This is a genomic window from Mycobacterium sp. Marseille-P9652 (assembly GCF_902652685.1).
Lineage (GTDB): Bacteria > Actinomycetota > Actinomycetes > Mycobacteriales > Mycobacteriaceae > Mycobacterium.
Genome location: NZ_CACRUY010000034.1, coordinates 17769 through 29827 on the forward strand (window position 1 = coordinate 17769; position 12059 = coordinate 29827).

Here is a 12059-nt window from a genome sequence, read left to right on the forward strand (position 1 = left end):
TGAAGGAGCGGCGCAAATGAAAGTTGCGGTAGCCGGGGCCGGCGCGGTGGGCCGTTCGGTCACGCGAGAACTGGTCGGCAACGACCACGACGTGACGCTGATCGAGCGCAACGCCGACCACGTCGACGTCGACGCCATCCCGGCCGCGCACTGGCGGCTGGGCGACGCCTGCGAGTTGAGCCTGCTCGAGTCGGTGCACCTCGAGGACTTCGACGTGGTGGTGGCCGCGACCGGCGACGACAAGGCCAACGTCGTGCTCAGCCTGCTGGCCAAGACGGAGTTCGCGGTGCCGCGGGTGGTGGCCCGGGTCAACGACCCCCGCAACGAGTGGCTGTTCACCGACGCGTGGGGCGTCGACGTGGCGGTGTCCACCCCGCGCATGCTGGCGTCGCTGATCGAAGAGGCCGTCGCCGTCGGGGATCTGGTGCGGCTCATGGAGTTTCGCCGGGGCCAGGCCAACCTGGTCGAGATCACCCTGCCCGACGACACCCCGTGGGGCGGCAAGCCGGTGCGCAGGCTCCAGCTGCCGCGGGACACCGCGCTGGTGACCATCCTGCGCGGGCCGCGCGTGATCGTGCCGGAGGCCGACGAGCCGCTGGAGGGCGGCGACGAGCTGCTGTTCGTGGCGGCCGCGGAGGCCGAGGAGGCCCTGGGCGAGCTGCTGTTGCCGGGCGAAAAGCCGCCCGCCGCCCAGCCGTAGTTCGCGCCGGCCGGTCAGTCGCTGGCGGTATCCGCCTCGATCACGACCTCACCCGCGCCCGCCATGGCGCGCTGCGCGGCCTTGATGGCGGCGTACGTGACGAGCGCCGCCAGCACCGTCAGCGGCCAGCCCATCGCGATGCGCGCCACCCCGAGCCAGCCGGTCTGGCCGGCGTCGTACAGCAGCCGCTGCACGACGAACCGCGCGCCGAACACCAAGACCCAGCACAGCGATGCCGCGTCGAACGCGTAGACGGCGCGCGGGACCGCGCGCCATGCCCGGTCGCGCCCGCTCGCCCAGCTCCACGCGTAGCCGACCAGGGGCCGCCGGACCGCGACCGACGCGGCGAACACCACGGCCCACAGCAACGACATCCAGATGCCGAGCAGGAAGTAACCCTTGGACTGGCCCACGACGTAGGCGATCAGCGCGCAGACCGCGACGCCGATGAAGCCCGAAAGCGCCGGCTGCAGGGAGTCCCGCCGGATCAGCCGCCACACCAGGACGAGGGCGGCCACCCCCAACGCGGCCGCGATGGCAGGCAGCAGGCCCGACGCGCTGGACACCGCCACGAAGGCGACGACGGGCAGCGACGAGTAGATGACACCGCTGACGCCGCCGGCCTGCGCCAGCAAACGCTCGGGGCTCATGCGGCCGGCGCGCGCGGCGTCCGGCGAGTCCGGCTCCCCCCGATTGTCGGGGATCGTCACCGCTGGATTTCGTAGTGCGGGTTGTAGATGGCCTTCGTGCCGTTCTCCAGCTTGCCCAGCCGGCCGCGGACCCGCAGGGTGCGTCCGGAGTCGATGCCGGGTATGCGCCGCTGCCCCAACCACACGAGCGTCACGGTGTCGCTGCCGTCGAACAGTTCGGCGCGAACCCCCCCGGAGCAGCCTTTGCCGTTCGTCTCGACACTGCGCAGCGTCCCGATCATCGTGACCTCCTGGCCACGCTCGCAGTCGACCACCCGTTGTGCGCCGGTGCTGGCGACTTCGTCGGACAACTCCTCGCAGTCGCGTTGCTCCGGGTCCTCCGTCAGCCGACGGGTGAGACGGCGCAGATATCCTTGGGCCCCCATGGCCACTCCTGACGATGCCGATAAAGCCTTTGTGTCTCTATGCCAACGGATAACGTAGACCTCCTGGTTCCCCCACGCCAACCGAACCAAACATGGTGATTGAGCGAATTTCGGACCCCGGGCACGATCGAGGGATGGCGGTCGACCTGCGGGGTGTGACGACCGTGTTGTTGCCCGGAACCGGCTCCGACGACGACTACGTCAGGCGGGCTTTCGCCGAGCCCCTGCAGCACGTCGGGGCGTTGCTGGTGGCTCCGCCGCCGCGGCCGGACCGGCTCATTGAGGGCTACGTCACAGCGCTGGACGACGCCGCGCGCGACGGCCCGATCGCCGTCGGCGGCGTCTCGATCGGCGCCGCCGTCGCGACGGCCTGGGCGCTGGCCCACCCCGACCGCACGATCGCCGTCCTCGCGGCGCTGCCGGCCTGGGCCGGCGCGCCCGGCGACGCGCCGGCCGCCCAGGCCGCGCGGTACACGGCGTCGCGGCTACGCGCGGACGGGCTCGCGGTCACGACCACGCAGATGCGGGCGTCGAGCCCGGCCTGGCTGGCCGAGGAGCTGACCCGCTCGTGGCGCGCCCAGTGGCCCCTGCTGCCCGACGCGATGGACGAGGCCGCGGCCTACGTGGCGCCCAGTCGCGCCGAGCTGGCGCGCCTGGCCGCGCCCTTGGGCGTCGCGGCTGCCGTTGACGACACCGTCCACCCGGTGCAGGCGGCGGTCGAATGGGTGAGCGCCGCACCGCGCGCGGCGCTACGGACGGTGACGCTGGACGCGATGGGCGCCGAGCCCGCGGTGCTGGGCGCGGCCTGCCTGGCCGCGCTCGAAGACCTGGGCTGACCCGATGGTGGCGACCCGCAGCGCCCGGCTAACGCCTTTGGCGGCGACCCACTTCGCCCGGCTTCGCCGCGCTCGTGATCGCCGCGGCCGCGCTTGCGATCGCCACTAACCGCCGGTGGTCGTGCGAAGTTGCTGCATCGCCGACCCGTCGGCGCTGCGGCGGGCGGCCGGCTCGTCGGCCGGCTGTTGCGCGGCCTCCTGCTGCTGGGCCTGCTGCGCGGCCGCGGCCTGGCGCAGCTGTTCGGCCATCGGCTCGGGCAGTTGCACCACCAGCGGTGTGCGCACCGGGAGCGGGGTGTCGCCGCGCCGAACGACGGTGTCGGCCAACGCCGCCCGCGCCTCGGCGTCCAGCGCGTCGATCGTCTCGTGCGGGCCGTTGATGACGCAGCGGATCATCCAGCGGTAGCCGTCGACGCCGATGAAGCGCACCACGCCCGACGCGGTGCCGACCACCTCCCGGCCCCACGGGCCGTCCTTGATGCTGACCTTGGCCGAGTCCTTGCGCAGGGACTCGGCGAGCTCGGCGGCCACCTCGCGCCACAACCCGCCCGTCTTCGGCGCCGCGTAGGCGGCGATGGTGAAGCGACCGTTGGGAGTGACGACCCATACCGCGCTGGGCACGCCCGTCTCGGTCAGCTCGACCTGCAGCTGCCCGGTCTCCGGCATGGGGATGAGCACCGAGCCCAGGTCCAGCCGGGCGAGCTCGGCGACCGAGGGGTCGTCGAAGTCGTCGATGTCGAACGGGCCCTCGAGCTCTTCCGAATCCTCGGGAGCCTGGTCGTCGCCTGGCTGTGTCACGGTCCCGTCCTGATCGTTCTTGTCGCTTGAGCGTTTACCCGCTGCCATCATCACAAACTCGCATGTCCTCCGGAGGAACCGTGGCCGCCGTCGCCACGGGAGGTCTGGGCCAGCCCGGCCTCGTCGAACGACGAGACCTCGACCAGCTCCACCAACTCGACCCGCTGCACCAGCAGCTGGGCGATGCGGTCGCCGCGGTGCACCACGATCGGCGCCGACGGATCGGTGTTGATCAGCGCGACCTTGATCTCGCCGCGGTAGCCGGCGTCGATGGTCCCCGGGCTGTTGACGATCGAAAGCCCAACGCGCGCAGCCAGTCCCGACCGCGGGTGGACGAGGCCGACCATCCCGTGCGGGATGGCGACCGCGACGCCCGTGCCCACGAGGGCCCGGTGCCCGGGCGCCAGCTCGACGTCCTCGGCGCTGTACAGGTCGACCCCGGCGTCGCCGTCGTGGGCCCGGCTGGGCAGGGGCAGCTGAGGGTCGAGGCGAACGATGGCCAGACTGGTCGACACGGGGCCACAGACTACCCTTGACCGCGTGTCTGAGACGCGCGTCGCGCCGCACGCCGTGCGATATCGCGAGCGATTGTGGGTGCCGTGGTGGTGGTGGCCGCCGGCCCTCGGGCTCGCGGCCGTCGTCGCGTTCGAGGTCGACCTCGGGGTGCGCTCCATGCCCCCCTGGGTTCCGTACGCGGTCCTGGCCGCCGCCGTCGTCGGCGCCCTGCTCTGGCTGGGCCGGATCGAGATCAAGGTCACAGCGGCAGACGACGGCGTCCAGCTGTGGGCCGGCGACGCGCACCTACCCGTCACGGCCATCGCCCGCTCCGCGGATATCGCGCCGTCGGCGAAATCCGCAGCGCTCGGCCGCCAGCTCGACCCGGCGGCCTACGTGCTGCACCGCGCATGGATCGGCCCCATGGTTCTGGTGGTCCTCGACGACCCCGACGACCCGACGCCCTACTGGCTGGTGAGTTGCCGCCACCCGGAGCGGGTGCTGTCGGCATTGCGCAGCTGATCGGAAGGATCCGGTCAGGCCGCGCAGTCGGTGCAGATCATCATCCCGTTCTTCTCGCTGGCGAGACGGCTGCGGTGCTGCACCAGAAAACAGCTCGAGCAGGTGAACTCGTCGGCCTGCTTCGGTATCACGCGAACGGAAAGCTCTTCCCCCGAAAGATCGGCCCCCGGCAGCTCGAAAGACTCAGCGGTTTCGGATTCGTCGACGTCAACGACGGCCGAGGCCGCCTCGTTGCGCCGCGCTTTGAGCTCCTCCAGCGAGTCTTCCGAGACGTCGTCGGTCTCGGTACGCCGCGGAGCGTCGTAGTCGGTAGGCATATCCCTAGTCCCCTGCCCTCAATTCCCTATGCATGCCCTCGTATCCCAAGCATCGCTTTGTACCAGCGTCGAACGCATCCACCAAACGATTCGTGCCCGGATCGCCGCGCGGCTACGTGTGATTTACGTCACATTAGACCGACGGCACTTGTGCTCGGCTGTGAACAGTGTGTTTGGCGTCCGATTAGAGTGCAGCTGTGGTCGCACAAATCACCGAGGGAACCGCTTTCGACAAGCACGGTCGGCCCTTCCGGCGACGCAACCCCCGCCCCGCCATCATCGTTACCGTCCTGCTCGTGGTGGCGACGGCGGTCGTGTGGACCGTGGCGCTGACCCGCCCCGCGAAGGAGCACGAAGCCGTGGCGTGCAACCCGCCGCCGCAACCGGCCGGGTCGGCGGCGCCCCAGCTCGGCGAGCAGGTCTCTCGCAGCGTGATGGCCGACGTCACACCGGCCAAGCTGGCCGACACCAAGGTGCGGGTGCTCAACGCCAGCGGCCGAGGCGGCCAGGCCGCCGACGTCGCGGGCGCGATGAAGGATCTGGGCTTCGCCCAGCCCGCCGCCGCCAACGACCCCGTCTACGCGGGCACCCGGCTCAACTGCCAGGGCCAGATCCGGTTCGGCACGGCCGGCCAGGCCAGCGCCGCCGCGGTGTGGCTGGTGGCGCCGTGCACGGAGCTGTACAACGACAACCGCGCCGACGACACCGTCGACCTCGCGGTCGGAACCGAGTTCACGGCACTGGCCCACAACGACGACATCGACGCCGTCCTGGCCACACTTCGGCCGGGGGCCTCGGAGCCGTCAGATCCCGCTCTGCTGGCCAGGATTCACTCCAGCAGCTGCTGACCGCTCAGTCGGGAATCGGCTCGAGCCCGCCCAGCCGTTGCAGGGCCGCCAGCAGTTCGTCGGCGATGCCCGGGGCGGCCGCCACCACCAACTCCCCGCCGTCCGAGCCGGGGGCGGGTAACACCACGCGCGCGCCGGCCTCCGACGCGATCAGGGCGCCCGCCGCGCGATCCCACACCTGTAAACCGTGCTCGTAGAAGGCATCCAAGCGCCCGGCGGCGACCATGCACAGGTCCAGCGCCGCCGAACCGATCCGACGCACATCGCGAACCACCGGCAGCAGCCCGGCCACGAGCCGGGCCTGCACCTCTCGGCGGCCCCGCGTGTAGGCGAACCCGGTGCCCAGCAACGACATTGAGAGGTCGTCGACCTGGGCGCAGCGCAGCGCCCGGCGCCCCCGCCCGTCCGTGACGTGCGCGCCGAGGCCGGCGGCCGCCGAGTACACCCGCCCGGCGACGACGTCGGCGACCGCGCCGGCGACGGAGATGCCGTCGACCTGTGCGCCGACCGACACCGCGTAGGCGGGGATGCCGTAGACGAAATTCACCGTGCCGTCGATGGGATCGAGCACCCAGGTGACCGCGCCCGGCGGGGCCGCCGCGGGGCCGCCGCCCTCCTCGCCGAGAATCGGGTCGCCGGGCCGCAATTCCGCCAACCGGTTCCGCAGCAGGCGTTCGGTTTCGGTGTCCACCACGGTCACCGGATCGGTCGGGGTGCTCTTGGAGCGCACCGCGTCACCGCCCGCGGTGTCGCCGTCGAACACCTCCCGTCGCCGGCGCCCGACGAATTCGGCCGCCTCGGCGGCCAGGGTCTCGGCGACGGAGCGCAGCCGCGCGGGATCGTGCTCGGGTCGCGTCACCCAACCATCGCATCACAGCCGCCCGGGCCACCTGAACGCGCAACCATCCCATCGAGCGGTCGCCGGGGGATAAGGTGGGCGGACAGCCCACGTCTCGCCGAGGGGGTTCTCTTGACCACCACCGACTCGACCACGGTTCTGCCCGGCAGCGCCGACGGGGCGCCGGAGCGGCGCGCGTTCGGCATCGACGTGGGAGGCAGCGGCATCAAGGGCGGCATCGTCGACCTCAACACGGGTCTGCTGATCGGCGACCGGGTCAAACTGCTGACGCCGCAGCCGGCGACGCCGTCCGCGGTCGCGAAGACCATCGCCGCGGTGGTCAACGAGTTCGGGTGGACCGGCCCGCTCGGCGTGACCTACCCCGGGGTCGTCACCCACGGGGTCGTCCAGACGGCGGCCAACGTGGACAAGTCGTGGATCGGGACCAACGTGCGCGACGTCATCAGCGCCGAGCTGAACGGCCAGCGGGTCACGGTCCTCAACGACGCCGACGCGGCGGGCCTCGCCGAGGAGCGTTACGGCGCGGGCGCGGGCAAGTCCGGCGTCGTCGTGCTCCTGACGTTCGGCACGGGAATCGGCTCCGCGCTGATCCACAACGGCATCCTCATTCCCAACACCGAATTCGGCCACCTCGAGGTCGGCGGCAAGGAGGCCGAGCAACGCGCGGCGTCGTCGGTCAAGGAGCGCAACGGCTGGAGCTACGAGAGGTGGGCCAAGCAGGTGACGCGCGTGCTGGTGGCCATCGAGAACGCCATCTGGCCCGACCTGTTCATCGCCGGCGGCGGCATCAGCCGCAAGGCCGACAAGTGGCTGCCGCTGTTGGAGAACCGGACCCCGGTGGTCGCCGCCGCCCTGCAGAACACCGCCGGCATCGTCGGCGCCGCCATGGCCGCCACCGTCGACGTGACGCACTGAATTCCGGCCGGTAAGGGGGTGCGGGCGCATGCTGTCGTTACAATGGTCGTCGGCGGTGCCAAGTCGCCCAGCCCAGACCGACAGCGTGCCTCACCCACGCTGATACCAACGCCAACATCGACATAGCAGACACTTTCGGTTTTGCATGCCCGTACCCACCGGAAGTGAGTCCAAACGAAGGGGTGTACGTGGCAGCGACCAAGGCAAGCTCGGCAACTGACGAGCCGGTGAAACGCACCGCCACCAAGGCTCCGTCGTCGAAGCGGGCCGTGGCCAAGGCGGCCAACGGCGCCGCCCCCGCCAAACGGGCGACGAAGTCGGCGCCGCGTGCCGCCAAAGCCGCGGCCCCCGCTCCGGACACCTCGCCCGCCGCCCCGGCGAAGAAGACCCGCGCCGCCAAGGGCGACGCCGCGAAGGCACCGTCGGGCCGCGCCGCGAAGGCCGCCCCGCGATCCGGGAAGGGCGCCGGCGCCGAGCCGGAGGTCGAACTCGAAGCCGTCGAGACCGACGGCGCCGTCGAGGACCTCGACGTCGATCCCGACCTCGAGGCCGAGCCCGTCGAGGACATCGAGATCGACGCCGCCGACCTCAGCCTGGACGACCTGGAAGAGGAGGTCGAGGCCGAGGACGTCGAGATCGACCCCGCCGAGGCCGACGACGCCGAGGAGGGACCGGCCGCCCCCGCGGCGGCGGCCGTGAAGGCGCCCGCCGACGAGGACGAGGAGATCGCCGAGCCCAGCGAAAAGGACAAGGCCTCGGGCGATTTCGTCTGGGACGAGGACGAGTCCGAGGCGCTGCGGCAGGCCCGCAAGGACGCCGAGCTCACCGCGTCGGCGGACTCGGTTCGCGCCTACCTCAAGCAGATCGGCAAGGTGGCGCTGCTCAACGCCGAGGAAGAGGTGGAGCTGGCCAAGCGGATCGAGGCCGGCCTGTACGCCACGCAGCTGATGGCCGAGATGGCCGAGCGCGGCGACAAGCTGCCCGCCGCCCAGCGCCGCGACATGATGTGGATCTGCCGCGACGGCGACCGCGCCAAAAACCATCTGCTGGAAGCCAACCTGCGGCTGGTCGTCTCGCTCGCCAAGCGGTACACGGGCCGCGGCATGGCGTTCCTCGACCTCATCCAGGAGGGGAACCTGGGCCTGATCCGCGCGGTCGAGAAGTTCGACTACACCAAGGGCTACAAGTTCTCCACGTATGCGACCTGGTGGATCCGCCAGGCCATCACCCGCGCGATGGCCGACCAGGCCCGCACCATCCGCATCCCGGTGCACATGGTCGAGGTCATCAACAAGCTGGGCCGCATCCAGCGCGAGCTGCTTCAGGACCTGGGCCGCGAGCCCACGCCCGAGGAGCTGGCCAAGGAGATGGACATCACGCCCGAGAAGGTGCTGGAGATCCAGCAGTACGCCCGGGAGCCGATCTCGCTGGACCAGACCATCGGCGACGAGGGCGACAGCCAGCTCGGGGACTTCATCGAGGACAGCGAGGCCGTGGTGGCCGTCGACGCGGTCTCCTTCACCCTGCTGCAGGACCAGCTGCAGTCGGTGCTCGAGACGCTGTCCGAGCGCGAGGCCGGCGTGGTACGGCTGCGCTTCGGACTCACCGACGGCCAGCCGCGCACGCTCGACGAGATCGGCCAGGTTTACGGCGTGACCCGCGAGCGCATCCGTCAGATCGAGTCCAAGACCATGTCGAAGCTGCGCCACCCGAGCCGGTCGCAGGTCCTGCGCGACTACCTGGACTGACGATGTGCGGGCGTTCCGAGGCCGCGCGGGTGGCTTGCGGTGCGGATTCTGCAGGGCTAATAGGCCACTCGCTCATCGCTGTTAGGGACATTGGTCCCTAACACGCGCGCTGCACTCCTCATAGCATCTGCGCACGGGTCGCGTCGGGGCGGCCGCTTATGCGGGTAGGAGGCTCGGCCATGGTCAGTTTTCCGATGCTGCCGCCGGAGATCAACTCTTCGTTGATGTTCAGCGGTGCCGGTTCAGCGCCAATGTTGCAAGCGGCTGCGGCATGGAATTCGTTGGCAGACGAGCTCGGGGCCGCGGCCGAGTCGTTCTCCTCGGTGACCTCCGGCCTGGCCAGCCAGGCCTGGCAGGGACCGGCCTCGGCCGCCATGGCTGCCGCAGCCGTCCCGTACACGGGGTGGTTGAGCGCAGCGTCGGCCCAGGCTGCCGGAGCGGCGGCACAGGCACAGGCGGCGGTCAGCGCCTTCGAGGCCGCTCAGGCGGCGACGGTGCATCCGATGCTGGTGGCCGCGAACCGCAACGCGTTCGTGCAGTTGGTGCGGACGAACTTCCTCGGACTCAACGCGCCTTCGATCATGGCCGTCGAGGGCCTGTACGAGGAAATGTGGGCCGCCGATGTCTCCGCCATGACGGGCTATCACGCCGAGGCAGTGGCGGCAGCCTCCCAGCTGAACCCCGTCGCGCAGTTGCTGCAGGCGCTACCGAACGTTGGCTTCGGGAACAAAGGCGGCACCGGGAACATCGGCAACGGCAATACCGGCAGCGCCAACGTTGGCAGCGGAAACACCGGCAGCGGAAACATTGGTGGCGGCAACGGTAGTGCTTCTTCACCGGCTCTGAACAACATCGGTAGCGGCAACGACGGCAACAACAATTTCGGCAGCGGAAACGTCTTCAACTCGAACATCGGCTTCGGAAACATGGGCAATGCCGGCACCAGCTCAGATCCGGGCCACAACGTGGGCATGGGCAACCGCGGCAATGGCAACTTCGGCTTCGGAAACATCGGCGACGCGAACACCGGCGGCGGAAACACCGGCAACGCAAACTTCGGCGGCGGCAACACAGGCAACGGGAACTGGGGCTTCGGGAACACCGGAAACGGAAACATCGGGATCGGGCTCACCGGCAACAACCAGGTCGGCATCAACCTCGCCGGGCTGCTGAATTCGGGAACCGGCAACATCGGCCTGGGGAACTCGGGCAACGGCAACATCGGTTTCTTCAACTCCGGTGACGGCAACATCGGCATCTTCAATGCGGGGACCCCGCTAGGATTTTCGAACCATTTCAACAATGTGGGCTTCGGGAACGCGGGCGAAGTCAACATCGGGATCGGGAACTTCGGAAACCACAACTTCGGCTTTGGGAACACGGTCCAGGGAAACACCGGCTTCGGGAACTCGGGGTTACAAAATACCGGCTTTGGGAACAACGGCAACTTCAACACGGGACTCTGGAACTCGGGCGACGTGAACACGGGCAACGGGAACTCCGGCAGCACCAACACCGGCTTGTGGAATTCGGGCGACGTAAACACCGGGTTCGGGTTCACCACCGACACCGGTCTGATCAACTCCGGCTTCGGGAACACTGGCACCAACATCTCGGGCTTTTTCAACACCGCGAGCGGCGCTATCAACCCCCTTAACAACGGCGACATCTCGGGCTTCTTCAACACCGCAAGCTTCGGGACTTTCCAGAGCGGCCAGATCTCGGGCATCGGCAATACTGGTGTCCCGGACCTTTTTGGTCCTGCCTTCAGCGGTAAGGACTCCGGCTTCTTCAATACTGGCACCTTCATATCGGGCTTCCTCAACATCCTTCGCCTGTTGCCGTAACCGGCCACGCGCAGCGACCGCCGCCGTACGGTAACCGCATGTCACGTGACCGCGTCCTCGTCTCGTCCGGCTCCGACTTCGAAGCCGCGGTCGGCTATTCGAGGGCGGTCCGCGTCGGGCCCCTGGTCACGGTCGCGGGGACGACCGGAGCCGGCGGTGACGTCGCGGCCCAGACGCGAGACGCGTTGCGCCGCATAGAGATTGCGCTCAACGAGGCCGGCGCCGCGCTGACCGACGTGGTTCGCACGCGCATCTACGTGACCGACATCTCGCGCTGGCGGGAGGTGGGCGACGTTCACGCCGAGGTCTTCGGGGACATCCGTCCCGTCGCCACCATGGTGGAGGTCTCGGCGCTCATCGCTCCCGGGCTGCTGGTGGAGATCGAGGCCGACGCCTACGTGGTCACTTAGGCGTCGAACGACGGGAAGGCGCCGTCGGGCGCCGGCCGATAGGGCATGACGCTGACCACCGCGCGCACCGGCAGCGGACCGTAGAGGTGCGGAAAGCGCATCGACTCGGGGTCGGCGGGCACGCCGGGCTCCCAGCGGACCGGCGAGTCCAGCAGGGTGGGGTCGATCTCGAGCAGGACCAGGTCGGGTCGCCCGCGGAACAGCCGGTTAGCCGGCAGGTGCACCTGCCGCGGTGTGGACAGGTGCACGAAGCGGCCGCCGGTTGCGGGATCCGGCTCGATGGCGCCGCGCGTGCGGGCGGCCTGCCAGTCGTCGGCCCCGCACAGGTGCAGTAATACGCCAGGAGCGAAACCCACAGTCGGCCACCTTAAACGGGGTCGAAAGCGGGTATCAAACAGCCCGTGAGAAACGACACACCTCACAACGGTTAGGGAACAACGCGAAAACCCCATACGTCTGAGAGAGTGAATCAACGTAAGAACGGAGAAGCCATGCAAGCAACTCTGACCAGTCCCGAGCTGACTCGTGCGGACCGCTGCGATCGTTGCGGTGCCGCGGCCCGGGTTCGCGCCAAGCTGCCTTCCGGTGCAGAGCTTCTCTTCTGCCAGCACCACGCCAACGAGCACGAGGCCAAGCTGATCGAGCTGGCCGCCGTTCTGGAGGTCAGCGGAAGCTAGCTTTACCCGACT

At 69.6% G+C, this 12059-nt stretch carries 16 protein-coding genes; 9 read left to right on the forward strand and 7 right to left on the reverse strand.

The features are described 5' to 3' along the window. Positions 1-16 precede the first annotated feature (16 nt). On the forward strand, positions 17-700 hold the full coding sequence (locus tag GPY60_RS17415) for a potassium channel family protein (RefSeq protein ID WP_156688942.1): 684 nt from the start codon (positions 17-19) through the stop codon (positions 698-700). A 14-nt stretch (positions 701-714) separates the two neighbouring features. Here the strand turns inward: GPY60_RS17415 and GPY60_RS17420 are convergent, their stop codons facing one another. Continuing rightward, positions 715-1350: a DUF3159 domain-containing protein gene (locus GPY60_RS17420; RefSeq protein ID WP_156688985.1), complete on the reverse strand. Its 636-nt coding sequence runs from the start codon at positions 1348-1350 to the stop codon at positions 715-717. A 56-nt stretch (positions 1351-1406) separates the two neighbouring features. Beyond that, entirely contained in the window at positions 1407-1775 is a 369-nt protein-coding gene (locus GPY60_RS17425) for an OB-fold nucleic acid binding domain-containing protein (RefSeq protein WP_156688943.1), read from the reverse strand. Positions 1776-1909: 134 nt separating this feature from the next. Here GPY60_RS17425 and GPY60_RS17430 point away from each other — a divergent pair, with 134 nt between their 5' ends. Next, positions 1910-2611, forward strand: a complete 702-nt coding sequence (locus GPY60_RS17430; protein WP_156688944.1) for an alpha/beta hydrolase — start codon at positions 1910-1912, stop codon at positions 2609-2611. A 105-nt stretch (positions 2612-2716) separates the two neighbouring features. Here the strand turns inward: GPY60_RS17430 and GPY60_RS17435 are convergent, their stop codons facing one another. Beyond that, on the reverse strand, positions 2717-3460 hold the full coding sequence (locus GPY60_RS17435; RefSeq protein ID WP_156688945.1) for a DUF3710 domain-containing protein: 744 nt from the start codon (positions 3458-3460) through the stop codon (positions 2717-2719). After that, a complete protein-coding gene (gene dut / locus GPY60_RS17440) occupies positions 3460-3924 on the reverse strand; it encodes a dUTP diphosphatase (protein ID WP_156688946.1) in 465 nt (154 codons plus the stop codon). The genes GPY60_RS17435 and dut overlap by 1 nt, the downstream gene beginning before the upstream one ends. Positions 3925-3949: 25 nt before the next feature. Between dut and GPY60_RS17445 the strand changes: the two genes are divergently transcribed. Next, entirely contained in the window at positions 3950-4426 is a 477-nt protein-coding gene (locus tag GPY60_RS17445; protein ID WP_156688947.1) for a DUF3093 domain-containing protein, read from the forward strand. A 14-nt stretch (positions 4427-4440) separates the two neighbouring features. Here the strand turns inward: GPY60_RS17445 and GPY60_RS17450 are convergent, their stop codons facing one another. Further along, a complete protein-coding gene (locus tag GPY60_RS17450) occupies positions 4441-4743 on the reverse strand; it encodes a DUF4193 domain-containing protein (RefSeq protein WP_156688948.1) in 303 nt (100 codons plus the stop codon). A gap of 197 nt (positions 4744-4940) precedes the next feature. Between GPY60_RS17450 and cei the strand changes: the two genes are divergently transcribed. Beyond that, positions 4941-5591 (forward strand): envelope integrity protein Cei, encoded by a 651-nt coding sequence (cei, locus tag GPY60_RS17455; protein ID WP_156688949.1) that lies wholly within the window; start codon positions 4941-4943, stop codon positions 5589-5591. Between the two features lie 4 nt (positions 5592-5595). Here the strand turns inward: cei and GPY60_RS17460 are convergent, their stop codons facing one another. Further along, entirely contained in the window at positions 5596-6450 is an 855-nt protein-coding gene (locus tag GPY60_RS17460) for an inositol monophosphatase family protein (protein WP_156688950.1), read from the reverse strand. A gap of 111 nt (positions 6451-6561) precedes the next feature. Here GPY60_RS17460 and ppgK point away from each other — a divergent pair, with 111 nt between their 5' ends. The 4 genes from ppgK (at position 6562) to GPY60_RS17480 (ending at position 11370) form a co-directional block, all read left to right on the forward strand. After that, a complete protein-coding gene (gene ppgK / locus GPY60_RS17465; protein ID WP_156688951.1) occupies positions 6562-7365 on the forward strand; it encodes a polyphosphate--glucose phosphotransferase in 804 nt (267 codons plus the stop codon). A 188-nt stretch (positions 7366-7553) separates the two neighbouring features. After that, positions 7554-9113: an RNA polymerase sigma factor gene (locus tag GPY60_RS17470; protein WP_156688952.1), complete on the forward strand. Its 1560-nt coding sequence runs from the start codon at positions 7554-7556 to the stop codon at positions 9111-9113. Between the two features lie 179 nt (positions 9114-9292). Beyond that, positions 9293-10960 carry a PPE family protein gene (locus tag GPY60_RS17475; RefSeq protein ID WP_156688953.1) on the forward strand — a complete coding sequence of 556 codons (1668 nt, stop codon included), beginning with the start codon at positions 9293-9295 and terminating at the stop codon, positions 10958-10960. Between the two features lie 38 nt (positions 10961-10998). Continuing rightward, positions 10999-11370 (forward strand): RidA family protein, encoded by a 372-nt coding sequence (locus GPY60_RS17480; RefSeq protein ID WP_156688954.1) that lies wholly within the window; start codon positions 10999-11001, stop codon positions 11368-11370. Here GPY60_RS17480 and GPY60_RS17485 read toward each other — a convergent pair. Further along, positions 11367-11726: a DUF952 domain-containing protein gene (locus GPY60_RS17485; protein WP_231639701.1), complete on the reverse strand. Its 360-nt coding sequence runs from the start codon at positions 11724-11726 to the stop codon at positions 11367-11369. The two genes, GPY60_RS17480 and GPY60_RS17485, sit on opposite strands and share 4 nt — an antisense overlap. A gap of 135 nt (positions 11727-11861) precedes the next feature. Between GPY60_RS17485 and GPY60_RS17490 the strand changes: the two genes are divergently transcribed. Continuing rightward, on the forward strand, positions 11862-12047 hold the full coding sequence (locus GPY60_RS17490; RefSeq protein WP_156688956.1) for a DUF7455 domain-containing protein: 186 nt from the start codon (positions 11862-11864) through the stop codon (positions 12045-12047). The last annotated feature ends 12 nt before the right edge of the window (positions 12048-12059 follow it).

Bases quoted from the DNA above. Each gene is read 5' to 3' on its own strand.
- GPY60_RS17415 (WP_156688942.1), top strand. From the start codon at position 17: ATGAAAGTTGCGGTAGCCGGGGCCGGCGCGGTGGGCCGTTCGGTCACG.
- GPY60_RS17420 (WP_156688985.1), bottom strand. From the start codon at position 1,350: ATGAGCCCCGAGCGTTTGCTGGCGCAGGCCGGCGGCGTCAGCGGTGTC.
- GPY60_RS17425 (WP_156688943.1), bottom strand. From the start codon at position 1,775: ATGGGGGCCCAAGGATATCTGCGCCGTCTCACCCGTCGGCTGACGGAG.
- GPY60_RS17430 (WP_156688944.1), top strand. From the start codon at position 1,910: ATGGCGGTCGACCTGCGGGGTGTGACGACCGTGTTGTTGCCCGGAACC.
- GPY60_RS17435 (WP_156688945.1), bottom strand. From the start codon at position 3,460: ATGATGGCAGCGGGTAAACGCTCAAGCGACAAGAACGATCAGGACGGG.
- GPY60_RS17450 (WP_156688948.1), bottom strand. From the start codon at position 4,743: ATGCCTACCGACTACGACGCTCCGCGGCGTACCGAGACCGACGACGTC.
- GPY60_RS17475 (WP_156688953.1), top strand. From the start codon at position 9,293: ATGGTCAGTTTTCCGATGCTGCCGCCGGAGATCAACTCTTCGTTGATG.
- GPY60_RS17480 (WP_156688954.1), top strand. From the start codon at position 10,999: ATGTCACGTGACCGCGTCCTCGTCTCGTCCGGCTCCGACTTCGAAGCC.
- GPY60_RS17490 (WP_156688956.1), top strand. From the start codon at position 11,862: ATGCAAGCAACTCTGACCAGTCCCGAGCTGACTCGTGCGGACCGCTGC.